The sequence below is a fragment of the Flavobacterium kayseriense genome (genome assembly GCF_014305095.1).
GTDB lineage: Bacteria > Bacteroidota > Bacteroidia > Flavobacteriales > Flavobacteriaceae > Flavobacterium > Flavobacterium kayseriense.
Genome location: NZ_JACRUI010000001.1, coordinates 487159 through 511153, shown reverse-complemented (window position 1 = coordinate 511153; position 23995 = coordinate 487159). Strand labels below are relative to the sequence as shown.

Sequence of the window (23995 nt, the reverse complement as noted above, 5' to 3'; positions counted from 1 at the left end):
TTATAAGGATTGTATTTGAAAGGTATAATCGAGCGTTTTTTCTATTTTATCAGCAAGTATTGTTTTACCGATTGAGGGTTTACTATGATCAAAAGTAGGCGGAGTTAAGCCAAAATCGATTGCTTTCTGAGTATAATAGGTTTCTCTTGATGGGTGATAAGGTGTTGCTGCATTAAAGGCAGTATTCCAAGCATTTTTGGCAATTATTTGCTTGATTACACCAATACAATCGGCTTGATGAATCAAGTTAATTGGAGCATCAGGATTATCTAGGTTTTCTTTTCCAGCTAGGAAACGCACCGGATTACGGTCTTCGCCAATCAAGCCACCAAATCGCAAAATGGTAGTTTTGAACTGCGTATTATTTTGGAAAAGGGCTTCTACAATTTGGAGTTGTCGCCCGCCTTCTGAATCGGGATTGAGCGGTGTTTCCTCTGTAACCTGATCATTTTCGTCTCCATAAACCGAAGTGGAGCTAATAAAAATCACATTTTCTACAGTCGATTTTTCTATAAAAGGAAGTATCGTTGTTATCTTTCCCACAAAATTTCCTGATTGATCTCCCCTTAGTTTAGGTGGAATATCAATAATTAGGATAGTGCTTTCTGCTAATAACTCCTCTATTGGTCCCGCAACACTTTCGCTGTCAAGCATAACTTGTAAAGCTTGTATTCCAGCATGTTCTAAAACAGCCAGTTTTTCTGTTGAAGTGGTAGAACCTTTTACTGTAAAGCCGTCCTTAAGTAAGGCTTTCGCCAAAGGAAAACCTAGCCAACCGCAGCCGAGAATGCTTATTTTTGTCATTGCAATGATCGAATTATTTGCTTGCAAATTTCGGTATAATTATTCGACTTTTAAGCTATCTATTTTAATAATTCTGCTTGCTTTTTTTGGTTGTAGAGTCGGGATAACTTGTTGCTCCAAAACGATTGGTGGTGTTGGTTTAATTCGTTGCTTGATAACCACGGCATCGTTCAAGATAAACGGAGTTGGCATCATCCAATCTTCTCTTTTTTGCATCGAAAATAACGGATTTTGCATCAAATCAAAGGAACTTTCTAGCAGTTGCATATCAAAAACATTCGAGCGATCGATACTAAACTCCATCAATAAAGGTTCATTAGCTACAACATAATAACTTAAGATTTTTAAACCATGACGGTTTAAAGCAGCTACCTTTTGTTCTAAAGGTATGGCGCCATTTGCTTTAAAATTTGCAATGTCCATCTTTTCGTTTGCAAAAATGTCGTAGCGATTCACTTTTCGGTTGGGGCTAATTTTTATTGTCAAGTAGCGCTGGTTTCCAGCGATGCTATCACGCAAAAACTGAATAGTAGGTAAAGCAATTTCCTTCGGAATAGTAGGTGTGGCGTAAGTAAATTTAGAATTGTATTTACTAAACAGCGGAGTTGCATTTAAGGTTTGCGGTGCTGCTGGATTTTCACCCAGATAGGTTTTGGTCCACGAGTCTAGATTTTTGTCATAGGTAACCCAATGGGCTAGCTTGGTTTCTGCATCATAAATGTAGAGAAGGCTATTAGATTTTGCTTTTCCTTTTTCGTAACCCGACTCATAATGGGCTAGCGCAAAAAATCCAATCGAAACTATTAGAAATACTAATCCCCATTTCCCTTTTTTAGCAAAACTACCAAAAGTGGGTAATAACAATCCAAAAGTTAGTACAGTTAGTATGGCGCTACCATAAAGTATTTTTAATCCCAAACCAATAGGAAACATTTGTATGAAAGGTGCTATGATTACAAAGGCAGGAATACTCAATAAAAGGTTGAGGAATTTAAATGATTTTTGAGTAATTACAAAAACACCCAATGAGAGTAAACCACAATAAACGGGAAGGATTAAAAATCCTGCTCCAGGTAAGCTTATTGCTATAACGGCATTGATGATAATCCATGAAAATAACGGCGCAACATAATGGTTCATAGTTAACTTTTTGATGGAAAACAGCTGATAAAAACCAAAACTAATAGCAATACCTAAAAGTACAAAGGCAGCGATGTAGGCATGACCATTATAGGTAAATCCATTAAGCAAATCATTGTATTGTGGATAAATTAGTAACAATAGTTTCCAACCTAGAAAACTTACTAATCCAGTTGTGATCAATGATGCTAGAAAAGGAACAAAGCCTTTCATGATTTCGGGTAAGATTAAAATACGTTTTCCAATCCCGATAAAAACGATAAGTAAAAACAATAAACTTGCTATAATTACCATAGGAATAACCCAACTAAAAGGGTAGTTGATGAAAGTAAATGGAGCTGTGAAATAAACATCATCTTCTGTTGCTTCGGTATTATTTAAATCAGCATTACAGAAATAACTTAATAGTGGTATTAAATAGCTTCCTTGATGTTCCAAAGTGTTTTTTGCTAAGTGAGCAGGATCATCTTGTGCAGTGTGGTAGTTGTAATGACTATCAATGAAAGCAAAGTTATAACCTTGAATAGCTCCTTTTTCTCTAAATACAGTTAAATCAGTGTCGTTAGGAAGCATTTTATAAATACTATACATCAACGAGTTGGAAACAGGGAAAGTCGCTTTTGCCGCAGCGAACTCTCTTACTAACGCCTGATTTCCATTGTTCGTTTCCATCAGCATATAGCTTGGTCCCGAGGAACCTCTGGCTTCAAAATTAAGAACTAATCCAATATCTTTTGCCCATTGGTGTTGGGTTACAAATAAGGCGGCACCGTTTAAACCTAATTCTTCTGCATCCGAGAAAAGGATAATTATATCATTTTTATTCTTCTTCTTGTCGTAAATAAAAGCACGAACACTTTCTAGTATCGTCGCAACTCCTGATCCAGCATCGCTTGCCCCACGGGAGAACGAGTGTGGTGCGCTGTCATAGTGCGACAGTAGTAGTAAGGCTTTAGAATTTGATGTCCCTTTTATCCGGGCCAAAATGTTTTTAGATTTAACCAAGTTGCCCCAATCAGTAAGTGTATACCCTTCTTGCGTACTCGTTTCTAATCCCAATTTTTGTAGTTCAGCTTGCAGATAGTTGGCTACTTGGTCATGGTTTGCAGATCCAACATAGTGGGGCTGTCGAGCAATATTTTCTACTTGCTTGAAAGCTCTTGCTGTAGAGAATTCAGCTAATGGTCCTTCTTCTTCTGATGTCATCTGTGGCATCATTGTGAAATAAATAGTTCCTGTGGTTAATAGGAAGAATAAAACTGCAAAAATGGAAGAGTAGTCTTTTTTCATTCGGGGATAAATGGTTTTTTGGGTAGTTGATGGTATCGTTAAATGTCCTTTTTTACAAGCATATAAAAGTCGTTGTCCAAGAGCAGGTAACCTTGATCATATAAAAAGTAATAGGTGTTTCCTGTTTTTGTTTGTAAAATATTTGTAAAAAACTCAAAGTCAAACCCCTTACTTAATAGTTTAGCTCGGGTGGTTTTTGATTTGCCTTCGGTATTTATGGAGGATAGTATTCGATAGTTTTTGCGCAACTTATTATTAACGTTGCGCATAAAGTTAGTACTGTCTTTGTTGATTTTGTTATTATAGGCATTACGGCAGCCGTCGCTACAAAACTTTTTGTCCTCGCGACCTATAATTTTCTCTCCGCATTCTAAACAGCCTTTTATCATTTTAGTCTTGTCAAGTTATACAAATCGTGTCTTCTGTCTTTCATTGTATTTACACTTCCGTGCTCGTGCAATTCTTTCAGTAAGTTCATATCGACGTCAACAATAAGTGTCATCTCTGTGTTTGGAGTTGCTTCTGCTTTAATTCCGTTACTTGGGAAGGCAAAATCAGATGGTGTAAAAACTGCCGCTTGTGCATATTGGATATCCATGTTGTTCACTTTCGGTAAGTTACCTACACAACCAGCAATAGCTACATAGCACTCGTTTTCGATAGCTCTAGCTTGTGCACAGTGGCGTACTCTAGTATACCCGTTTTGAGTATCGGTTAGGAAAGGGACAAACAATATATTCATTCCTTCGTCAGCCATCAGTCTAGAAAGTTCTGGGAATTCCACATCGTAACAAATCACAATTCCAATTTTCCCACAGTCGGTATCAAAAGTTTGAATTGTATCTCCGCCGGTGATTCCCCAATGGAAAACTTCGTTTGGAGTAATATGAATTTTGCGATACATTTCGTTCGTACCGTCTCGCTTGCATAGAAACCCTACATTGTAAACGTGCTCATTTTCAATAAACGGCATACTACCAGTGATAATATTGATGTTGTACGATATAGCAAATTCTTGAAAGCGCATTTTTACTGCCTCTGTATGTCGTGCTAATTCCCTTATGGCTTCGGCTTCTGATAAATGATTGTAATCAGCCATTAAAGGAGCAGTGAAAAATTCTGGAAACAAAGCAAAATCACTTCCGTATCCTGATACTGCATCGATAAAAAATTCGGCTTGTTCAAAAAGAGCATCCAGATTTCCTAAAGAACGCATTTGCCATTGGATTAATCCTAGCCTCACAACACTTTTAGTTGTGTTGATTAGTTTTGGACTGTCATCGTAGTAAATATTGTTCCATTCTAATAAAACAGCAAATTCTAAAGACTCCGTATCACCAAGTAAATAATTTTTCAATACACGCAGTTCATGGAAATCATTACTCAATTGAAAAGATAAAACAGGATCGTAGATTTCCTTCTTCTTTACTTTTTCAATATAAACCTTAGGAGTAATTTCGTCTTTGAATTTTGCGTAATTCGGAATTCTCCCAGCAAAAATAATGGACTTTAAATTTAACTGCTCACACAGTTCTTTTCGAACATCGTACAAACGACGCCCTAAACGTAAGCCGCGGTATTGCGGGTTTATAAAAACGTCAATTCCGTATAACACCTCTCCATTAGGGTTGTGAGTAGAAAATGTAAAATTACCAGTAATCGCTTTATAGGTTCTAGTTTTGAAAGCAAAATCTTCAGTCACCAATAAGGACATGGCAGAGCCAACAACAATGCCGTCAACGACAATTACTAATTGTCCTTCAGGGAATTTTTTCAATAAAACTTCTATTTGATCTTCTTTCCAAAAGGAATCAGCCATTTCTGGATACGATTCCACCATGGATTTTTTTAACTCTTTATAATCTTCAATTTGTAAGTTGCGTAATTCAATTGTTTTAATATTTGCTGGCATAAATCATTTTAATTTTCAGCAATATACAAAAAATAGTAGCCGTTTACAAACGTTTACAATTATTTACAACCGAAAGTAATTGAACGTTAACCGAATAAGTTCTTGCTTCTGTCTAATCTTTGCAATGTCGAAATCAAACAACTAGAAATCGACATCATTATATACCATAACAAAGTCTGATACGAATTCAGATGATAACAATTAAATTTATACGCCATGAAAAACACAGTACAATTAATCGGACATGTAGGACAAGATCCAGAAGTAAAAACATTAGAAGGAGGAAAAAAATTAGCCAATCTTTCAATAGCTACTAATGAAGTTTATTATAAAGAAAACGGAGATAAGGTAGAGAAAACTGAATGGCATCGTGTTACAGCTTGGGGTAAAACAGCCGAAATTATCGAAAAATATGTGACTAAGGGAAAAGAAGTCGCCATAGAAGGTAAACTTACACATCGCAGCTACGATGATAAAGACGGAGTGAAACGATTTATAACCGAAGTCGTTGCAAACGAGTTACTTTTATTAGGCAAACAGTAGTGAACAATTAAAAAGGATATCATTGCACGAATTACTATTACAGTAGTTCGTGCATTTTTTTTTTAGAATATATCTTTAGCTGCTCGAAAGGTATTAGCGTGGGCTTCGATAATGGTTTTAATATTAGGAGAATACCCGCCGCCCATTGAAACTTGTACTGGAATTTGGTGTTTTGAGCAGAGTTCAAAGACTAGTTCGTCTCTCTTTTTACAGCCGTCTAATGTGCAACCTAACTTTCCTAATTTATCAGAGGCTAGAATATCGACTCCGGCTAAATAAAATATAAAATTTGGTTTTTGGGTTTCAATCAATTGCGGAATTACACTTGCAATAGTGCTTAGGAATTGAGAATCGGTTGTGCCGTCATCGAAAGCAATGTCTAAATCAGAGGTTTCTTTCTTGAAAGGGTAATTGGTTTTTCCATGCGTAGAAAAAGTAAATACGTCTTTATTATTCTGGAAAATTTGAGCGGTTCCATTTCCTTGATGTACGTCGAGATCAATAATTAAAATTTTTTTGGCTAATTTTTGATCCAGTAGAAACCGAGCTGCAATGGCTTGGTCATTAAGTAAACAAAATGCTTCTCCGTGAGTTGAGTACGCGTGATGTGTTCCCCCTGCAATATTAAAAGATACTTTTGTATCGAACGATTTTTGAGCCCCAGTGATAGTTCCTTGTGCAATTATTAACTCGCGTTGCACTAATTCATTGGATAAAGGAAAACCAATTTTTCGTGCTGCTTTTGCATTTAAGGTCAGTTGCAATAAATCATTCACATACCCCTTGTTGTGAATGGCCAAAACCGGAGTTAGATCACATAATTCAGGCTCAAAAAAATCAGTTTGAGTAGCTGTTCCCTCGTGCAGTAATTGCTGCGGAAGCAATTCGTATTTCAACATAGGAAAACGATGTCCTTCAGGTAGTGGATGCTGATATATGGGATGAAAAGCTATTGGGAACATATATTTTTTAGAAAATTTTTAGGCTTTAGGCGGTTCACAAAGGAATGAGATTATTTAAATTTTAAAATAGTTACTTTTTTTACATATTAAAAAATAATCAGAGTAGTGTTTTATCAGCAGTAATATATTTTAGTAAACTTCCCTGTTTAATCAACAATATCTAGTTAGTGTGATTGTTTTTTAATTATAACCATCTGTGAACTTTCGCATAATATAGCTTTTTTTGTTTGAGTCGTAATAGCCTAAAATATAATAGTCTTTAAATTTTATAATATTTTCTAAAGTAATTTCCTTTTGTTGACTTATAAAATATGAAATATTGTCTATAGCAAATGGTTCTTGTCTAGAAGAAATGAATTCAAGTTTTTTGTCCCAACTGCTCTCAAAAAAAACAGTTTCAGTATGAATAGGCACTACATTATTATTTTGATAATTTTCTTTTAAGGTGTATTCATCATCATTAATATTATGGAAGGTAGGCTCCTCATAGTATTGGATATTTGGACTTCCACCAATGGTGACAAAGTTATTATTATTGTTATGGTAGACCGATATTCCAATATTTAAATTGTTTAAATATTTTAAAAACAGTGAGGTGTTTTTAATGGTTTTTAATTTTTGAGACTCTTTTTTTATTGTTAATGGTGAGTTTTTGAAATATATATTTTCTTTTTTTGGAATGGATATACTTTTAATAAGTTCTTCAGAATCATAGTTTTTTACTTCCAATAGGAGTTCCTCTGTGTTGGCTTTAACTTGGAATAATTTATTGTCAGAAAAAAAAGAATTAGATCCGTAAGATGTTTTTTGAGGTTTTGGCTTAGAAAAAAGTTTCTCTATCAGTGTGTGATTCTTCAAATTGAGTTCAAATACTTGCGTTTGCTTTGAATTTTGATCTAACGTTAAAATAATTTTATCATCTACAATATAAAATTTACTTGGACTGGAACTTTTGTATAGAGGATTATAATTTTTTAACTCCATTTTCTCCAAAGGATTCTCATTTATTAGATCATAAAAAGGGATGATTTGCAGCCTTTTATTTAGAAATTTATAGGGAGAAAAATCAAAAATTGTTTGCTCTGCTATTCCCTCGTTAAAGATGTAAGATGTTAAGATTTCTTCGGAAACATTCTTTGAAAGCAAACAGAATGAATTGTTTTTCTGAAAAGTAGCAACTACATAATCGCTTGGAGAAGGCACTCTAAACTTTAAATTTTTAAGGGTTTTGCTTTCAAAATAATACTTAGTAATTATAATTTCGTCCAGAACGCTAGATGACCAATATAGGGTTGGGTTTCCGTCGTTGTTAAAACTATATCCAATTATTCTTTTATTTTCAGGATTTGCAAATGATACAGTAAATTGATCCATTAAGAACAAAGCATTGTTGTATTTTAAAATTGTGATGTTTTGTCCATTTACTGCGAACACGAAAACATCATGAGTTTCAGTATTTTCGGCATTAAATATTTGAACATTCTCACCCTTATTATTAAAATCAAAGTCATAAGAAGTTAGTAAAACCTGACTGAACGATGCAGATTGATAAATTAAAAGTAAAAATAGTATTGTTTTTTTCATAAGGAAGAAGTTACAAAAATTAAGCCAAAAAAATGAATGTAAATTTAACTTACTGATTCATAATTTCTTGAAAATAATCAACAAATTGACCTAGCTGTAATCCGTCAATTAATCCATGATGTACATGAATTGACATCGCCATTGTTTTGGTTCCGTCTGAGGCAGTTATCATTTTTCCAAATGAGATTTTAGGACAACTATCAGGGAAAGTGTAACTTCTTGCGTGCGAAAGTGACGTAAAATTTAACCAAGGTATTGCCGAGAAAAGAATAACATTGTCGTGCTCAAAAGTACGTGTAAAAAGTCCTGTTGTTGTTGTTTGAATTCTTTTCGTTTCTGATGTTGCATTTTTTTCAAAAACTGCATAATCAAGTTCGTATTCGATTAAGGAAAAACCAAAAGTGCCATCTGCTCTTCCGATGGTGGCTGAGGCATTAATTTGGTCGTAAATATATACGTTGTCTTTTGCAATGCGGTATTTAAAACATTCAATCTGATTGATAGCTACTAATGTTTTGTGTAAGTAATACATAAAAAATGATGTCTTTTTTTCTTTTGCAATAGCATAAGCTTTAGTGCAATCGATGGTGACTGTTGCACCAAAAAACGGTTCTTCAAACTGTTTAAAGAATAAAAAATGTTCTTTTCGATTCCAATTCGCTACATCTAACTTTTGTTTCATTCTTTTTTAGACTAATTTTTTCAATACTTCGATTATGTTTTCGTGAGTGCTAAAATTCTCATGTACGACTTTGTGATCAATTTTTTCATGTGCCCAAGTGGTGTGAAACGGAATATGAACGGCGTGTCCGCCAATGGCTAAAACAGGTAAAACATCTGATTTTAGAGAATTTCCGATCATGAAAAATTCTGAAGGTTTAATTTCTAGCCTTTTAATCAAATCGACATAATCCTTCTCCTGTTTGTCTGACATCACTTCAATATGGTGAAAATAATGTCCTAAGCCAGAATTATGTAGTTTACGTCTTTGGTCCAATAAATCTCCTTTAGTAGCAACTACTAATTTGTATTTTCCAAACAAACCATCTAAGGTTTCTTCGACACCGTCTAGTAAAACGATAGGTTTTTGAAGCAGCTCTTTTCCAAATTGAATTATTTTTTCTACAATTTCAATCGGAATCGTATTGTTAGAAATCGTCATAGCGGCTTCAATCATCGACAAGATATATCCTTTAATACCGTAGCCGTATAGTTTTAAATTGTCAATTTCTACCTTAAATAATTCCTGCGAGATGCCTTGTTTGGAAAGGTAATCTTGCATTAAACCACAAAATTTCTTTTCTGTTTCGTCAAAGTAGGTTTCATTGATAAATAGCGTATCATCTGCATCAAATGCAATAACTTTAATATTCTTCATCTTATTTAATTAAATCTAAAGAAGGCGATTCTTTAGGTGTTTTAAATCCAAGCGTATTAGTATAAAATGTGATTCGGATTCCTAAAAGGAGAATCAAACCACCAATAATCATGTTAATTGTAATTTTTTCATCCAAAAAGAACCATGCTAGAATAGAAGTTAAAACGGCTTGACTCAATAAACTTAAGGATACTCGTGTGGCGCGCATGTGCTGGGTTGCGTAACTGATCGACAACCAAGCCATCAATTGACAAACTACAGCTTGAATTACCAATACAAACCAACCCATTTCAGAAAACCCTGTGAATGGTTCATTCAGTATAACACAAGCTATTGCTAGAAAAATTGACGAAGCCAGCAGGCTGATGGTCATGAACGAAAGTACATCGATATGAGTAAGTGCTTTTTTACTCACTAATAAGTAGATAGAGTAGAAGATTCCAGATAAGACGGCTAAGATAAAGGCGTTATCAAAATCGAGCTCTAAGAAAAATTGGAACCCTACTAACATTGCCATCCCAAATAAGGCAACTGTTGTTCCTATCCAGAAATTCGTAGCTGGTTTTATATTTAAAAAAAGATAAGATATAATTCCCAGCCAAAGAGGAGATAAATTAGTCAATAAAGAAGCTTGCGTGGCACTTGACTCTTGTATGGCAATGTTCCAAACCGCCACGTCGGAGGCAAATAATACACCACAAACGACAGCTAATAGGAGGTGTTTTTTCTCTGGCATCTTAAATCTTTTAGAGAAAAGCATGTATGGCAATAGTAGTGAAAATGCAAATGCCATTCGGTAAAATGCCGAAATCAATCCTGGAGTGAGTTGCAGCTTAACCAATATGGGAAAAATCGAAATACAAAGTATTCCAAAAGCAAGTGCTAATCTAGGTTTGGTATTAGTCATAACTTTTGCTGCTATCTATTATAAACACGAATTTCACTAAAGTACACAAATAAATTGATGCAAATTAGTGAAACTCATATTACTGTTTTTCTTTATTAATTTATAGTCTCACCATTAGCAACACCATCCGTGTCTGGATTTACAAAAACTAATTTTCCATCGGTATTTGTAGACATTAAAATCATTCCTTGACTTTCTACACCACGAAGGTTTCTTGGCGCAAGGTTGACTAAAACGGTTACTTTTTTTCCAATAATATCTTCAGGTTTAAAACTCTCTGCAATGCCTGAAACAATGGTGCGAACATCAATTCCGGTATCCACTTTCAGAATCAAAAGTTTGTTGGCTTTTGGCATTTTCTCTGCTTCAAGAATGGTTCCTACGCGGATATCCATCTTAGAAAAATCATCAAATTGAATTGCTTCTTTTTGCGGTTCAGTCATTGCGAGGGACGAAGCAATCTCTTCTTTATTAGCGGTTTTTGTAGCTTCTAATTTGTCGATTTGTTTCTGAATTTCTTCATCTTCAATTTTGGCAAATAATAATTCAGCTTCACCTATTTGGTGACCAGCTGCCAATAATTCTGAAGTTTCTGAAATCGTATTCCAAGATAACGGAGACTCTATTTTTAATATTCTAGATAATTTAGCGGCTGTAAAAGGCAAGAATGGCTCGCAGAGCGCACTTAAAGCGGCTGAAATTTGTAAAGCGACGTACATTTGCGTTTGCACACGACCTGGATCTGTCTTTATCATTTTCCAAGGCTCTTCATCTGCCAAATATTTATTTCCTAAACGTGCTACATTCATTAATTCGCCAAGTGCTTCTCTAAAACGGTATCTCTCAATAGAGCTAGAAATTACAGCAGGGTAGGCTTTTAATTCGGTTAAAGTTGCTTCATCTACTTCTGAAAGCGTGTTTGCGCTTGGCACAACTCCTTCATAATATTTATTAGTTAAAACCACCACACGGTTAATGAAGTTCCCGTATATAGCAACCAATTCATTATTGTTTCTTGCTTGAAAATCTTTCCAAGTAAAGTCATTGTCTTTAGTTTCGGGAGCGTTTGAAGTTAAAGCGTAACGCAGTACATCTTGCTGATTTGGAAATTCTTCTAAATATTCGTGCAACCAAACCGCCCAGTTTTTAGACGTAGATAATTTATTTCCTTCTAAATTCAAGAACTCATTTGCGGGTACGTTGTCTGGTAAAATATAACTTCCTTCGGCTTTTAACATCGCAGGGAAAATGATACAGTGAAAAACAATATTATCTTTCCCAATAAAGTGAACTAATTTAGTATGTTCATCTTTCCAATAGGGTTCCCACTCTTTTCCTTCGCGCAAAGCCCATTCTTTCGAAGCCGAAATGTAGCCAATAGGTGCATCAAACCACACATATAATTTTTTTCCTTCGGCACCAGGAACTGGAACATCAATTCCCCAATCTAAGTCTCGCGTAACTGCACGAGGTTCTAATCCGCCATCAATCCACGATTTTACTTGTCCGTAAACGTTCGGTTTCCAGTCATTTTTATGCCCTACTAAGATCCACTCTTTCAAGAAATCTTCGTAACGATCCAAAGGTAAAAACCAGTGCTTCGTTGATTTCATAATAGGAGTTTCGCCAGTGATAGTCGATTTTGGATTAATTAAATCGGTAGCATTTAGCGTCGATCCACATTTTTCGCATTGATCTCCATATGCTTCTTCGTTGCCACATTTTGGACAAGTACCAATTACAAAACGATCCGCTAAAAACTGATCCGCTTTCGCATCATACAGTTGTTCAGTCACTTGTTCAACAAAATCGCCTTTCTCGTATAATTTTGTAAAGAATTCAGAAGCTGTATCATGGTGAATTTTAGCCGAAGTTCTCGAATAATTATCAAAAGAGATTCCAAAATCAGAGAATGATTTACGAATAATACCATCGTATTTATCAATTACTTCTTGCGGACTAATTCCCTCTTTCTTTGCTTTCATCGAAATAGCTACACCATGCTCATCGCTTCCGCAAACGAACAAAACGTCTCTACCTTGCAATCTCAAGTAACGAGAATAAATGTCTGATGGCACATAAACACCAGCCAAATGGCCAATGTGAATAGGACCGTTCGTATAAGGCAATGCCGCTGTAATCGTATATCTTTTTGGATTCTGTATCATCTGTTACTAGTATTGTTTTTTTATTTGTCAGATGTAATTCGCCTAATACAAAGGAATGTAGTACCATTTTTTGTTTGGCTCATTTCATGATTCAATTTTATTGAGTGCAAAAATAAGCAATTATTTAATGTCAACCTTTGCGAAATCGAAGGAATAGGAGCTATTTCCCACTATTCGTTCTAATCTTTTGTGCCTCCCGCTAGCTATCGGGAGGCACAAAAGGATTTCCACTACTATCGGCGCTAGGGGATTTGGATTCAATTCTACTTGTCATTTTCCAAACTTATCATTCTAACGAAGGAAGAATCTCCGCTTCGTGAGCAACCTGATACGATTCCTCCTTCATCAGAATGACAAGATCATACATAGTAACATCTTCACTATTTTATATGAGCAGGTATTTGTATGGGTGGGGGAATAAATGACTTTAGTAGTTCGTTTTACGGTTGATTGTCTTAAGTTACCAGAAATTTTAATAGACAAATTAGGTTAGATTCACTTAGGTAGAGGTGTTTGTATTACGATTCTATATTATTTATTTTAGACTAAAGAGTTAATAAATACTTTTTTGACTCAGTAATTAATTTTCATAACTTTGGAAGATAACAAATGAAATAATACTATTTTTCTAGGGTCATTTTTTCTAGTAAATTTTGCTGCTAAAAAGTAGGTTAGACACGAAAAAAGAGATAATACGCAAGTAAATTTCTTAATAGCTAGATGCCAATTTGTTTTAAGGAAATCTTTATGAATAAATCATATATTATTTGTGTTGAATGTGGTACATCCAATTTAAACAATGAATTTTGTAGTAATTGTGGTGCCCTACTTGACCTTGTTTTAAAACGTAGACTAGAAGGCGAAAAGAAAAGTCTTGAAAAAAGTAAGCAAAAAGAACAGGCAGAAAAAGAGCCCAGTAAAATTGAGTTATTTTTAAAAAATGGAGCCCAGCATTCTAACCTTGTAATCAGAATGTTTTTTCTAAGTTTTTATTACATTTGGTTGTTTTTTGCTTTTGTTTTTGGAGCAATTATTTCACTAATTATTGCTGCTGCCGCAGGGTAAAATAGTATAAGTAACATAGTTTTTATTAACAATTTTCTAGAAAATTACCCAAAAAAAGTAGACGTGCGTTCTAAAATTATTTATAGTATTCTCTTGGTGATTGCTTGTAGTATTTTTATACTTCAAAAAGCACAGCGACCGTTACCTCAGTGGGTGAATAATTATTGGAATGATTTGCTCTGTATTCCTTTAGTTTTGGGAGCGCTGACTTACAGTATTCGCTGGCTTAAAAAGGATGATAAATTCGAATTTTCACTAGGATTCGTAATTGTTTTATCTAGTTATTACGCAATATATTTCGAATATTACTTACCTAAGAATAATTCTAGATATACCTCAGACTGGATTGATGTCTTGCTGTACTTTTCTGGAGGTTTATTATTTTACTTGTTTCAAAAAACAAGCAATAAATTAAATACGCTGAAACTATTATAGGCAAGATCTAAGCCGCTGTACTTCATTCTTAAATCATTGAATCATGCCAAAAGGACCCGAAAAGAACACTAAAAACAAGGCTTTACATACTAAGCTGTTAAATCGTAAAAAGGCTAAACTGCAAGAAGAGAAAAAAGAAAAAGCCTTGCGTTTAAAATCTTTAGTAACTAAAATGAATCAGCATAAGAATAGCGATTGATAGTAGGTATCACCGCATTACTAGAGCAACATGCTGGGATTGCTTCCTTTGTCTCAATGACAGTAGGCTCAAAAAAATGTGTTTTTATCTGCATGATCTGTGGTAAAAAAAGCGAAATTTGTCATCAATTCATAAAATAAGATCCACATGGAATTTGGTAAAATAATTATTTCTGAAACTGCCGCTGCTAGCGAAAACCTGCAAGACATTATCAACTCTAATATTTCGGTCATTAACTTGATGCGCGAAGAAAAAATAGACGATGATCTAATTCACGAAGATGCTATAATGAGTTATTATCTTGATTATTATACTTCGCAATACACAGAAGGAAATTTTGCGCAATTTGTATACAATTCTAAGTGGAACAAAGAACTGAACGAACTTATTGAAGAAGGTTTGCAATTATTAGGTGCCGAAAAGCATTTGGCATTATTTCAAGAGCAGTGTAAAAAAGTGACTCTAATGAGTTCAGTTAAACGCGATAAATTCTTTAAAGGAAAGCTAGAGGGTGTAAATCCTGTCAGAGACCTTATGAATAATGATACTTTTTACGAAATTGAAGAGAATTTAGTACATCTAAATGCCTCTTTTTTACAATCGCATCCTGACACTGAAGTACTTTCAGTAGATGAAATGTTTGCGGCTTTAGAGGAGTTTGTAGGCCATGAGATCAAAAGAGCATAATTCTTGTTTTACTGATTAGGTGCGACTACGTTAGGAATAGTTGTGTAATTCGAATATTCAAACACCTCTCTAAATATTATAGCGGTGATTACTATCGTTAGTATGACAAAATTAAGCAATAGTATAAATTGGTTAACCACTTAGTAGTATCTTTGTATTTCATCAAATGCCAAAACAGACATGAGCCAATTATCAGATGCAACCAGAGAAAAGCTAAAAAAAGTTAGTACTCCCACCATAGCAAGTTGTCTTTTTAAAAGAGGGCTAAAAAATCAATTCATTCAAGATGTAAAACCATTGCAGTTGGGAAAACCAACAATGGTTGGCGAAGCGTTTACTCTACGGTACATTCCTGCTCGCGAAGATTTGAATCCTATGGAAGTTTTTAGAGACCCCAAACACCCGCAGCGTGTTGCGATTGAGCAATGTCCTGTAGGAGCTGTTTTAGTTATCGATAGTCGAAAAGATGCTCGAGCTGCTTCGGCAGGAGATATTTTAGTGACGAGACTTATGGTTCGCGGTGGCGCGGGGATTGTAACCGATGGTGGTTTTAGAGATTCGGCTGGTATTGCTAAGTTAGCTATGCCTGCTTATCATCAAAGACCTTCAGCACCAACTAATTTAACTTTAAATCAAGCAATAGATATTAATGTTCCTATTGGTTGCGGAGACGTAGCTGTTTTTCCTGGAGATGTCATAGTAGGTGATGATGATGGTGTAATGGTGATTCCTGCTGCAATTGCTGATGAGGTAGCCGATGAATGTATCAAAATGACCATGTATGAAGATTTTGTTTTAGAGCAAGTGACAAAAGGAAAGTCAATTATAGGATTGTATCCTGCTACCGATGAACAAAATCTTGTTCTGTTTGAATCTTGGAAAAAAGAGCAAGAATAAGCGAATACTTTTAAGCTATAAAATGAAAATCACCCTAAAGCGTACTGTTTTAGGGTGATTTTTGCATGTTAGAATAATACTATTTAGTAAATGTGCCGTTTTTTAATCTCCAAATTCCTAATGGATTGTTGTTTTTCAAGGCTTTAGGGAGTAAGTTTTCTGGGTAATCTTGAAAACAGATTGGTCGCGCAAAACGCTTAATAGCATTTGTTCCAACTGATGTAGATTGTAATGCAGTTGTAGCAGGAAAAGGACCGCCGTGCACTATTGAAGGACAAACTTCCACACCGGTTGGGTAGCCATTAAGTATAATACGACCTACTTTTTTTTCTAAAATGGCAAGTAAATCCGAGTATTCTTTAAAATCAGCATCTGTTCCAAATACTGTCGCCGTCAGGTGTCCTTTTAAACTATTTGCTGCGTCAAGAGTTTCTAATTTAGAAGTAGCTTCAATAATAATATTTGATGGCCCAAAATTTTCTTCTTCTAAAGAGACCTCTGCTAGGAATTCTACTGCAGTTGTTCTAAGTAATTGAGCAGTTGCCTGATTAGGTGATGTGCTTTCTTGGCCTTTTGCTATAAACTGTATCTTCTGTGATTGAGTTGTACTATTTATTTTGTCATGGAAAGCTTTATTGATTCCTTCCGTTAACATTGTGGTTGCGGGAATCGCTTCAATAGCTTTAGCTAAATCTGCTGTAAATGCCGTGGCAACTGATGATTTTTGGATAAAGGTAAGACCAGGAGTGGTACAAAACTGTCCTCCGTTTAGGGTAATTGAATTTGCTAAACCAGTTGCTATCGTTGTCGCTTTTTGTTCTAGTATATTTGGTAATATAAAAACGGGATTTGTACTCCCCATTTCTGCAAAAACAGGAATAGGTTCAGGTCTAGCATTTGCCAAATCAAATAACGCTTTTCCTCCTTTGAATGAGCCTGTAAATCCTACTGCTTTGATATCAGGATGTTGTACTAGAGCCGCACCCACTTCGTTTGTGTTTCCCTGTATAAGTGAAAAAACACCTTTTGGCATTTTTGTGATTTCGATTGCTTTTGCAATTGCCGATGCGATCATTTGTGAAGTACCAGGATGTGCAGGATGTGCTTTTACAACCACGGGACAACCGGCTGCTAGTGCTGATGCCGTGTCACCACCTGCCACAGAAAATGCTAGCGGAAAATTACTTGCGCCAAATACAGCGACAGGCCCAATTGGAATTAACATTTGTCTGATATCAGGTTTCGGTAATGGTAAGCGGTCAGCTATAGCCGTGTCTATTCTCGCATCTACCCATGATCCTTCGCGAACCGTTGTGGCAAACAATTTTAGTTGATTTACTGTTCTTCCTCTTTCACCTTGCAGTCGTGCTAGAGGTAAGGCTGTCTCTTGATGACATCTTTCTAATAGAGCGTCGCCTAGGTTTATTATTTCATCAGCAATTGCATCTAAGAAATTAGCAATCTCAGTAGAATCTTTTTTGCGATAAGTCTCAAAAGCTTTTGTAGCGTTCTTTAAGACTGCATCAATTTCTTCTGATGAAGTATTTGCAAAAATTCCATCTAAAAGCTTTCCATTTGCTGGGTTTACTGCTTGAAATGTTTTTATTGTGCTCATTATGTATTTGTTAGAGATAAGTTGTTTTATTTTGCTTATTGTCAAAATAAAAGACGAAAAAATCTATTTTGGTTTTTTATTTGTGTAAAAAAAAGATATATTTGGCAAACCAAATTGGTAAACCAAATATAGGGTTAATATTTACAAAAAGCAAATTGCTCGTTATTTCTATCATTGCAGGAGAAGACTGGATCACAATAGGAGGATAGTTTAATATTCAAAGTAGTGGAAATTCATAGCGATATAAACTGCTTAGAGGACAGATTTTTTTGTCTTTTTGATGAAAAAGTAATCAGATTTTAGTTTACAATAAAAAAGTACAAATGATTTTAAAGAAAAATAGTGTTACAAATATTATCCTTGCTATTGCAATAGCTTTAGTTTGTCAAAACGGATTAGCGCAAGGTCATCCTAGTCTTGTATTAACTAAAAAAGGGGTTCAAGAAATTAAATCGCGTTTAGGGAAAGTACCACTTTTTGATGCCTCTGTTGCAGAAGTTAAAAAGGAAGTGGACGCTGAGATAGCTGTAGGTATTCAAGTTCCTATTCCTAAAGATTTTTCTGGAGGTTACACGCATGAGCGTCATAAGAAGAATTTTTTGATCGCTCAGAAAGCAGGTGTTTTATATCAAATTCTAGGTGACAAAAAGTATGCAATCTACGTTAAAGATATGTTGATAGCGTATGCAAAATTGTATCCTACTTTGCCATTACACCCACAAGAGCGCTCTTATGCAAGAGGTAAATTATTTTGGCAAGCACTTAATGATTCTAATTGGTTGGTTTACATTAGTCAAGCTTATGATTGTGTTTACGATTTTATTGGGATCCAAGATCGTGCGATGCTAGAAGAAGACCTTTTCAAGCCTTTTGCAGATTTTATATCAGTGGGTTCTCCGCAGTTTTTTAACAGAGTACACAATCACAGTACTTGGGGAAATGTTGCCGTTGGTATGATTGCTCTAGTGTTGGATGATGCCGAATTACTAGATCGTGCCTTAAACGGATTAAAGGATGATGGTTTAGCAGCTGGATTAAAAGACAATGATGGTGGTTTGATAAAAAAGGAAGGGCAAAAAACAGGTTTTCTAGCTAACGTAGATGAGCCTTTTTCACCAGACGGCTATTATAATGAAGGGCCATATTATCAAAGGTATGCCATGTACCCTTTTATGGTTTTTGCCGAAGCGCTTCAAAACACGAAACCGGATTTAAAGATTTTCGAATATAAAAACGGAATCCTTGTCAAATCTGTTTATGCTTTATTGAATTTAACGAATTCAGCAGGTGAGTTTTTTCCTTTAAATGATGGTCAAAAAGGGATGTCGTACTATTCACGAGAATTAGTATCTGCGGTAGATATTGCTTACTTGTACGGAGGTAGAGATGCTTCATTACTTTCAATTGCTGAGAAACAAGGACGAGTTCAACTTGACAATTCAGGAATGGCTGTCGCTCTTGCTGTAAAAAATAAATTAGCCAAACCATTTGTTAAAAAATCGATCGACCTTTCTGACGGTTCTAAGGGCGAGGATGGTGGTGTCGCAATTATAAGAAATAAAAAAGATGATTCTGAACTGACATTAGTCATGAAGTATGCTGCTCAAGGATCGAGTCATGGTCATTTTGATAAACTATCTTTCTCCTATTACAATAACAGTTCTGAGGTGCTGCAAGACTACGGTTTAGCTCGCTTCGTAAATATTGAGCAAAAAGGTGGCGGGAATTATTTGAAAGAAAATAGTACTTGGGCTAAACAATCGATAGCGCACAATACGATTGTACAAAACGAAAAATCTCATTTCAATGGTGATTTTGAAATAGGTAATTTATATGCGTCTAAAAAATATTTGTACGATGTAAATGATCCAAAAGTACAAGTAATTAGTACAATCGATGAAAATGCATATCCCGGAACTATTATGCATAGAACGATGGTGGTTTTAGAAGCGGACGGTTATGAGAAACCATTGTTGCTGGATATTTTCCAAGTAAATTCAAAGACTGCCAATCAATATGACTTGCCTTTTTATTATATGGGCCAAATGATGTCTGCGAGTTTCAAATATGAAACTCCAAAAACTTTAGAGCCTTTAGGGAAAGGTTTTGGTTATGAACACCTGTGGAAAGAAGGTGTTGGGAAAGCATATACTACAAATACAAAGTTTTCGTGGTTATCTGATGGTAATTTTTACACGCTAACAGCAGCAACGCAAGCTGAGGATGAGGTATTATTGGTACGACTAGGTGCAAATGATCCTAACTTTAATTTAAGAAGAGATGCTGGGATTATCATCAGAAAGAAAAAGGTTCAAAAAGCTACCTTTGTTAATGTAATAGAGACTCATGGAAGTTATAGTCCTGTCACGGAAAATGCAGTAAATGCTTCTAGTTCTATTACTAATGTTTCGGTTACTTATGAAGATGAAGATTATGTAGCGGTATCCATAACTAATAAAAATGGTAGTACTTGCTTTTTTATAATGGCAACGAAGGATAATTCAACATCGAAGAAACATAATCTGAAGATTAATGGAAGTAACTATTCTTGGACAGGAGCAAAATACAATACAATAATTAAATAAATATATCGATATGCAAAGTTTTGGAGCAAGTTCAGCATTTTTAATAGGTGATGAGATAGAATGGCAAGTTGTAGGTGATGGTGTAAAGCGTAAAATAATGGGTTACGATGACACAATCATGCTAGTAAATGTAGATTTTAAAAAGGGAAGTATAGGACCTTTACACGAACACTATCACGCACAAGTAACTTATGTTGTTAGTGGCGAATTTGAAGTGACTATTGGTGATGACAAAAAAATATTAAAAGGGGGAGATTGCTTTTACATCGCTCCTCATGTTTTACACGGTGCATTGTGCTTAGCAGATGGAGTTTTAATAGATGTTTTCAGCCCAATACGTGAGGACTTCATGAAAGTTTAAAAGTTACACTATGTTTTAGTAGCAATTAAGGTTTGTTAGGTATTTGAACAATATGTAACAAACCTTTTTTGCTTCCTTAAATTCTATTCTATATGAAATTGGTGCAATAGCAAAAGTTTTAGTTATACTTTTTTATTGGCTTTTAACTCTGTTTGTTAAAATAAATACCCTTTTGTTTTTTTTAATAGAAATTAGTTTCTATATTTGGTTTTCCAAATTGGTTTACCAAACTGGTATAATTTTAAAATTTAGTTTGCTGTTTTTTATATAAATCAAAATTCATTATTTGTATGAGTGCCAAATTCTCAAAAATTGTATTGTTTGTATCTGTTGCTTTAGTAACTGTTGGTTACAGCCAGGAGACGAAGAGCAAAAAAAAAGGCCCTAAAATTGACCTAACGCATTGGTCTGTTACTACACCTGCGATAGATCCTGACAAGCCAAGTAAGACACTTGATTTAGATTATCCTGAAATTCTAGATTTTGCTACAAATGAGGGTGTAAAAAAATATATGTACGAAGATGCTAAGGACAAATCAATAGTGTTTTATGCTTATCCTTCCGGTACGTCGACTGCTAATAGCAGCTTCTCTAGATCTGAATTGAGAGAAACTATGGAAGTGGGTAACAAAAATGCCAATTGGACTTTTGCTCAAGGAGGAACTATGAAAGCTACCTATGCTATCGACAAGGTTTCTAAAGAGCCAGATGGAAAATACAGTCGAATGATAATCGCTCAAATTCATGGTCGTCTTTCAAATGAACAACGTGACTTGATAGGGCAAAAAGATAATAATGCGGCACCAATTTTGAAAATTTATTGGGATAATGGTAAAATTAGGGTAAAAACTAAAGTGCTAAAGAATGCCAAAGCTTCTCTAATAGAAATGCTTCCTGCGGACGCTTGGATTGATGATGAGGGTAGAAATTTTAAGGAGAAAGTTGATTTTAATCGTTTTACCTTAGAAGTAAAAGTTTCAGATGGTCGCCTTGAAGTGATATTAAATAATTCAGAATCATTCGTTTATGATGATATTAATATTAAAAAGTGGAACGTTTTTGAGAATTATTTTAAAGCAGGGAATTACTTTCAATCAAAAAACCCTAATTCTTTTGGGGCAGTTAAAATTTATGCTCTTGAAGTAACTCACTAAAAGGTTTTTATGCAGATTTTAGGAGTAATTCTTTTTAATTTCTATATATTTTTTTTTGTAAATTTACCAACCAATCTGGTAAACCAGAGTTATCAATTTTAATGAAGATAGTATGAAATTAGAAGTTATAAGCAGAAAGGATAATAAAGAGTCTGTAAATACAATTATTGCTAAGATTAGAGATTACATCAATTATAAAAACTTAGAGCCACAGGATAAACTACCATCTGAACGAATGTTGTCAGAGAAGTTTGAAGCCAGTAGGAGTAGTGTAAGAGAAGCGATCCAAAAACTAGAGTTTTACGGTATATTAAAATCCATACCGCAAAGCGGAACATTTGTAGCTGACATTGGTAAAATAGCGATCAACGGAATTATAGATGACATATTAAGATTGGGAACGTCTGATTTTAAATCATTAGTAGAGACTAGAATTCTTATTGAATTGAAAACGGTAAGGCTTGCTGCAACGAGAAGGACCGAAGAAGATATAGCTCAAATTAAGGCAGCGCTGGATGCGTATTCTGAAAAGGTTTATAAAGGCGAAGACGCGGTTCAGGAAGATTTGATATTTCATTTGGCAATAGCTAAAGCCAGTGGGAATAGTACCATCAATAATTTAATGTTATTGATTACACCAGAGATTTTGACCAATTTTGAGAAGTACCACGTTTGTACTAAATCTGAAAATGAGGGCTTGAAGGTGATAAAAGAGCATACAGAAGTTTTTGATGCAATTGTAGCTCAAAACCCACAATTAGCAAAACAAAAGATGAAAGAGCATTTTAAAGCTCTATATGAATATTGTTATAACATCTAGGGCATATAGGTCTTGTGCTAATGATAGACTAAGTGATATTTAGTCGTCTCGCAGTGTGCAATAAAATTCGCTTAATATAGATTAAATTATAAATTGACTTCTTTAAAAAAAAGAGGTTAGGGATGTTTTAGGCCTTTTTTTAAGGCATAAAAGTTCTAAAATAAAAGCTAAGACTATGAAAATACAAGGTTTAAGGTGGTGGGTAGTAGCGTTAATCGCTTTGGCTACCATTATAAATTATATCGACCGTCAGTCATTGAGTGTCTTGTGGCCTGATATTGCAAAAGAACTTTATCCGGGTCATTCACCGGATGAGACGAAGTCTATTTACGCATTGATTTCAATTATTTTTGTTTTTTCTTACGCTTTTGGACAAGCCATTTTTGGAAAAATATTTGATTGGGTTGGTACTAGGTTGGGTTTTGTATTATCAATCGGAGTTTGGTCTGTAGCTACTGCATTACACGCAATAGCACAAGGAGTTTTAAGTTTTGGAATTTTTAGAGCTATTCTTGGAGTATCTGAAGCGGGTAACTGGCCAGGGGCTACTAAAGGGAATGCAGAGTGGTTTCCTACCAAGGAGAGAGCACTCGCTCAGGGAATATTCAACTCTGGTGCAGCAATAGGAGGGATAGTTTCTATACCGCTAATTGCATTTTTAACGGTTTATTTTAGTTGGAAGATGATATTCGTATTAATAGGTATTACCGGATTACTATGGCTTGTACCATGGTGGATATTAGTAAAATCACCACCGAAAAACCATCCTTGGATTACGGATGAAGAGCGTGAATATATATTGACGGGTCAAAAAAACAGTAGCATTGATGGAGTAGAGGCTCAAGATTATAATCCTAGTACTAAAGAGTTACTGCAACATAGAGAAAGTTGGGGAGTTATACTAGCGTCTGCATTCATTGATCCGATATGGTGGTTGTTCGTGTTTTGGATACCGATTTATTTAAATGAAGTTTACGGAATGGATGTTCAATCAATTGGACTGTATGGTTGGGTTCCTTATGTAGGAGCAATGTTTGGTGCTTGGTTTGGAGGTCTTTTAGCACAAAACCGACTTAAAAAAGGTTGGGATATCAACAAAACTCGTAAAATGGTCATCACATTAGGTTGTTTGATTATGTTACCTGCTTTGTTAGCGATGTCAAATCCAGGAGGTCCTACACAAGCGGTTATTATTATGGCTGTGATTTTGTTTGGTTTTCAAACGGTTATTGGGAATGTGCAAACATTACCAAGTGATTTGTTTTCTGGTAAAACAATTGGTACTCTTTCTGGTTTTTCAGGGATGGCAGCAAAACTTACTGCAGCGGGTCTAACGTATCTAGTTCCTTGGTTAACAAGCGGTGGTAATTATACTCCCGCATTCATAATAGGCGCCGCGTTAGCGATATTAACATTGGCAAGTGTATGGATATTTATTCCAAAAGTTATAGCATTGAAAAAGAAAAATAATTAAAAGTAATATTAAAAT

22 protein-coding genes are annotated in these 23995 nt (G+C 35.0%); 11 read left to right on the top strand and 11 right to left on the bottom strand.

Going from position 1 to position 23995, the window contains the following annotated elements:
- From H8R22_RS02075 to H8R22_RS02060, 4 genes are all read right to left on the bottom strand, one after another.
- Positions 1-804, bottom strand: coding sequence for an SDR family oxidoreductase (locus tag H8R22_RS02075; protein ID WP_187009179.1), 804 nt, complete (start codon positions 802-804; stop codon positions 1-3).
- Positions 805-843: 39 nt separating this feature from the next.
- Positions 844-3162 carry a M28 family peptidase gene (locus H8R22_RS02070; RefSeq protein WP_187009605.1) on the bottom strand — a complete coding sequence of 773 codons (2319 nt, stop codon included), beginning with the start codon at positions 3160-3162 and terminating at the stop codon, positions 844-846.
- A 110-nt stretch (positions 3163-3272) separates the two neighbouring features.
- The gene (locus tag H8R22_RS02065) at positions 3273-3620 is read right to left on the bottom strand and encodes a hypothetical protein (protein ID WP_187009606.1); all 348 of its coding nucleotides are present in this window, start codon (positions 3618-3620) and stop codon (positions 3273-3275) included.
- A complete protein-coding gene (locus H8R22_RS02060) occupies positions 3620-5146 on the bottom strand; it encodes a carbon-nitrogen hydrolase family protein (RefSeq protein WP_187009180.1) in 1527 nt (508 codons plus the stop codon). Before H8R22_RS02060 ends, H8R22_RS02065 begins: the two co-directional genes overlap by 1 nt.
- A 216-nt stretch (positions 5147-5362) precedes the next feature.
- Between H8R22_RS02060 and H8R22_RS02055 the strand changes: the two genes are divergently transcribed.
- Positions 5363-5689: a single-stranded DNA-binding protein gene (locus H8R22_RS02055; protein ID WP_187009181.1), complete on the top strand. Its 327-nt coding sequence runs from the start codon at positions 5363-5365 to the stop codon at positions 5687-5689.
- A 62-nt stretch (positions 5690-5751) separates the two neighbouring features.
- On the opposite strand, the gene H8R22_RS02050 is transcribed toward H8R22_RS02055, so the two are convergent.
- From H8R22_RS02050 to metG, 6 genes are all read right to left on the bottom strand, one after another.
- Positions 5752-6651 (bottom strand): histone deacetylase family protein, encoded by a 900-nt coding sequence (locus tag H8R22_RS02050; RefSeq protein ID WP_187009182.1) that lies wholly within the window; start codon positions 6649-6651, stop codon positions 5752-5754.
- 180 nt (positions 6652-6831) lie between these two features.
- Complete coding sequence (locus H8R22_RS02045) at positions 6832-8235, bottom strand: hypothetical protein (protein ID WP_187009183.1); 1404 nt, start codon at positions 8233-8235, stop codon at positions 6832-6834.
- A 49-nt stretch (positions 8236-8284) separates the two neighbouring features.
- On the bottom strand, positions 8285-8917 hold the full coding sequence (locus tag H8R22_RS02040; RefSeq protein WP_187009184.1) for a CatA-like O-acetyltransferase: 633 nt from the start codon (positions 8915-8917) through the stop codon (positions 8285-8287).
- A gap of 6 nt (positions 8918-8923) precedes the next feature.
- Positions 8924-9613 carry an HAD family hydrolase gene (locus H8R22_RS02035; RefSeq protein ID WP_187009185.1) on the bottom strand — a complete coding sequence of 230 codons (690 nt, stop codon included), beginning with the start codon at positions 9611-9613 and terminating at the stop codon, positions 8924-8926.
- Between the two features lies 1 nt (position 9614).
- Entirely contained in the window at positions 9615-10520 is a 906-nt protein-coding gene (locus H8R22_RS02030; RefSeq protein WP_187009186.1) for a DMT family transporter, read from the bottom strand.
- 95 nt (positions 10521-10615) lie between these two features.
- Positions 10616-12688, bottom strand: coding sequence for a methionine--tRNA ligase (metG, locus tag H8R22_RS02025; protein ID WP_187009187.1), 2073 nt, complete (start codon positions 12686-12688; stop codon positions 10616-10618).
- 747 nt (positions 12689-13435) lie between these two features.
- Between metG and H8R22_RS02020 the strand changes: the two genes are divergently transcribed.
- From H8R22_RS02020 to H8R22_RS02000, 5 genes are all read left to right on the top strand, one after another.
- The gene (locus H8R22_RS02020) at positions 13436-13753 is read left to right on the top strand and encodes a hypothetical protein (protein WP_187009188.1); all 318 of its coding nucleotides are present in this window, start codon (positions 13436-13438) and stop codon (positions 13751-13753) included.
- A 63-nt stretch (positions 13754-13816) separates the two neighbouring features.
- Positions 13817-14188: a hypothetical protein gene (locus tag H8R22_RS02015; protein WP_317171726.1), complete on the top strand. Its 372-nt coding sequence runs from the start codon at positions 13817-13819 to the stop codon at positions 14186-14188.
- 43 nt (positions 14189-14231) lie between these two features.
- The gene (locus tag H8R22_RS02010; RefSeq protein ID WP_187009189.1) at positions 14232-14387 is read left to right on the top strand and encodes a hypothetical protein; all 156 of its coding nucleotides are present in this window, start codon (positions 14232-14234) and stop codon (positions 14385-14387) included.
- 147 nt (positions 14388-14534) lie between these two features.
- Positions 14535-15074, top strand: a complete 540-nt coding sequence (locus tag H8R22_RS02005; protein WP_187009190.1) for a DMP19 family protein — start codon at positions 14535-14537, stop codon at positions 15072-15074.
- 180 nt (positions 15075-15254) lie between these two features.
- Positions 15255-15971 (top strand): ribonuclease activity regulator RraA, encoded by a 717-nt coding sequence (locus tag H8R22_RS02000; RefSeq protein ID WP_187009191.1) that lies wholly within the window; start codon positions 15255-15257, stop codon positions 15969-15971.
- Between the two features lie 79 nt (positions 15972-16050).
- On the opposite strand, the gene H8R22_RS01995 is transcribed toward H8R22_RS02000, so the two are convergent.
- The gene (locus H8R22_RS01995; RefSeq protein WP_187009192.1) at positions 16051-17586 is read right to left on the bottom strand and encodes an aldehyde dehydrogenase (NADP(+)); all 1536 of its coding nucleotides are present in this window, start codon (positions 17584-17586) and stop codon (positions 16051-16053) included.
- A gap of 323 nt (positions 17587-17909) precedes the next feature.
- Here H8R22_RS01995 and H8R22_RS01990 point away from each other — a divergent pair, with 323 nt between their 5' ends.
- The 5 genes from H8R22_RS01990 (at position 17910) to H8R22_RS01970 (ending at position 23980) form a co-directional block, all read left to right on the top strand.
- Positions 17910-20171 (top strand): heparinase II/III domain-containing protein, encoded by a 2262-nt coding sequence (locus H8R22_RS01990; protein WP_187009193.1) that lies wholly within the window; start codon positions 17910-17912, stop codon positions 20169-20171.
- 10 nt (positions 20172-20181) lie between these two features.
- Positions 20182-20532, top strand: a complete 351-nt coding sequence (locus H8R22_RS01985; RefSeq protein WP_187009194.1) for a cupin domain-containing protein — start codon at positions 20182-20184, stop codon at positions 20530-20532.
- 290 nt (positions 20533-20822) lie between these two features.
- Entirely contained in the window at positions 20823-21686 is an 864-nt protein-coding gene (locus tag H8R22_RS01980; protein WP_187009195.1) for a polysaccharide lyase family 7 protein, read from the top strand.
- 112 nt (positions 21687-21798) lie between these two features.
- Positions 21799-22506, top strand: a complete 708-nt coding sequence (locus tag H8R22_RS01975; RefSeq protein WP_187009196.1) for a FadR/GntR family transcriptional regulator — start codon at positions 21799-21801, stop codon at positions 22504-22506.
- A 175-nt stretch (positions 22507-22681) separates the two neighbouring features.
- Positions 22682-23980 carry an MFS transporter gene (locus H8R22_RS01970; RefSeq protein ID WP_187009197.1) on the top strand — a complete coding sequence of 433 codons (1299 nt, stop codon included), beginning with the start codon at positions 22682-22684 and terminating at the stop codon, positions 23978-23980.
- The last annotated feature ends 15 nt before the right edge of the window (positions 23981-23995 follow it).

Coding starts and splice junctions, on each gene's coding strand:
- H8R22_RS01990 (WP_187009193.1), top strand. CDS start 17,910: ATGATTTTAAAGAAAAATAGTGTTACAAATATTATCCTTGCTATTGCA.
- H8R22_RS02005 (WP_187009190.1), top strand. CDS start 14,535: ATGGAATTTGGTAAAATAATTATTTCTGAAACTGCCGCTGCTAGCGAA.
- H8R22_RS02060 (WP_187009180.1), bottom strand. CDS start 5,146: ATGCCAGCAAATATTAAAACAATTGAATTACGCAACTTACAAATTGAA.
- H8R22_RS02020 (WP_187009188.1), top strand. CDS start 13,436: ATGAATAAATCATATATTATTTGTGTTGAATGTGGTACATCCAATTTA.
- H8R22_RS02055 (WP_187009181.1), top strand. CDS start 5,363: ATGAAAAACACAGTACAATTAATCGGACATGTAGGACAAGATCCAGAA.
- H8R22_RS01980 (WP_187009195.1), top strand. CDS start 20,823: ATGAGTGCCAAATTCTCAAAAATTGTATTGTTTGTATCTGTTGCTTTA.
- H8R22_RS01970 (WP_187009197.1), top strand. CDS start 22,682: ATGAAAATACAAGGTTTAAGGTGGTGGGTAGTAGCGTTAATCGCTTTG.
- H8R22_RS02040 (WP_187009184.1), bottom strand. CDS start 8,917: ATGAAACAAAAGTTAGATGTAGCGAATTGGAATCGAAAAGAACATTTT.
- H8R22_RS02075 (WP_187009179.1), bottom strand. CDS start 804: ATGACAAAAATAAGCATTCTCGGCTGCGGTTGGCTAGGTTTTCCTTTG.
- H8R22_RS02045 (WP_187009183.1), bottom strand. CDS start 8,235: ATGAAAAAAACAATACTATTTTTACTTTTAATTTATCAATCTGCATCG.
- H8R22_RS01985 (WP_187009194.1), top strand. CDS start 20,182: ATGCAAAGTTTTGGAGCAAGTTCAGCATTTTTAATAGGTGATGAGATA.
- H8R22_RS02010 (WP_187009189.1), top strand. CDS start 14,232: ATGCCAAAAGGACCCGAAAAGAACACTAAAAACAAGGCTTTACATACT.
- H8R22_RS01975 (WP_187009196.1), top strand. CDS start 21,799: ATGAAATTAGAAGTTATAAGCAGAAAGGATAATAAAGAGTCTGTAAAT.
- metG (WP_187009187.1), bottom strand. CDS start 12,688: ATGATACAGAATCCAAAAAGATATACGATTACAGCGGCATTGCCTTAT.
- H8R22_RS02035 (WP_187009185.1), bottom strand. CDS start 9,613: ATGAAGAATATTAAAGTTATTGCATTTGATGCAGATGATACGCTATTT.
- H8R22_RS02050 (WP_187009182.1), bottom strand. CDS start 6,651: ATGTTCCCAATAGCTTTTCATCCCATATATCAGCATCCACTACCTGAA.
- H8R22_RS01995 (WP_187009192.1), bottom strand. CDS start 17,586: ATGAGCACAATAAAAACATTTCAAGCAGTAAACCCAGCAAATGGAAAG.
- H8R22_RS02030 (WP_187009186.1), bottom strand. CDS start 10,520: ATGACTAATACCAAACCTAGATTAGCACTTGCTTTTGGAATACTTTGT.
- H8R22_RS02000 (WP_187009191.1), top strand. CDS start 15,255: ATGAGCCAATTATCAGATGCAACCAGAGAAAAGCTAAAAAAAGTTAGT.
- H8R22_RS02070 (WP_187009605.1), bottom strand. CDS start 3,162: ATGATGCCACAGATGACATCAGAAGAAGAAGGACCATTAGCTGAATTC.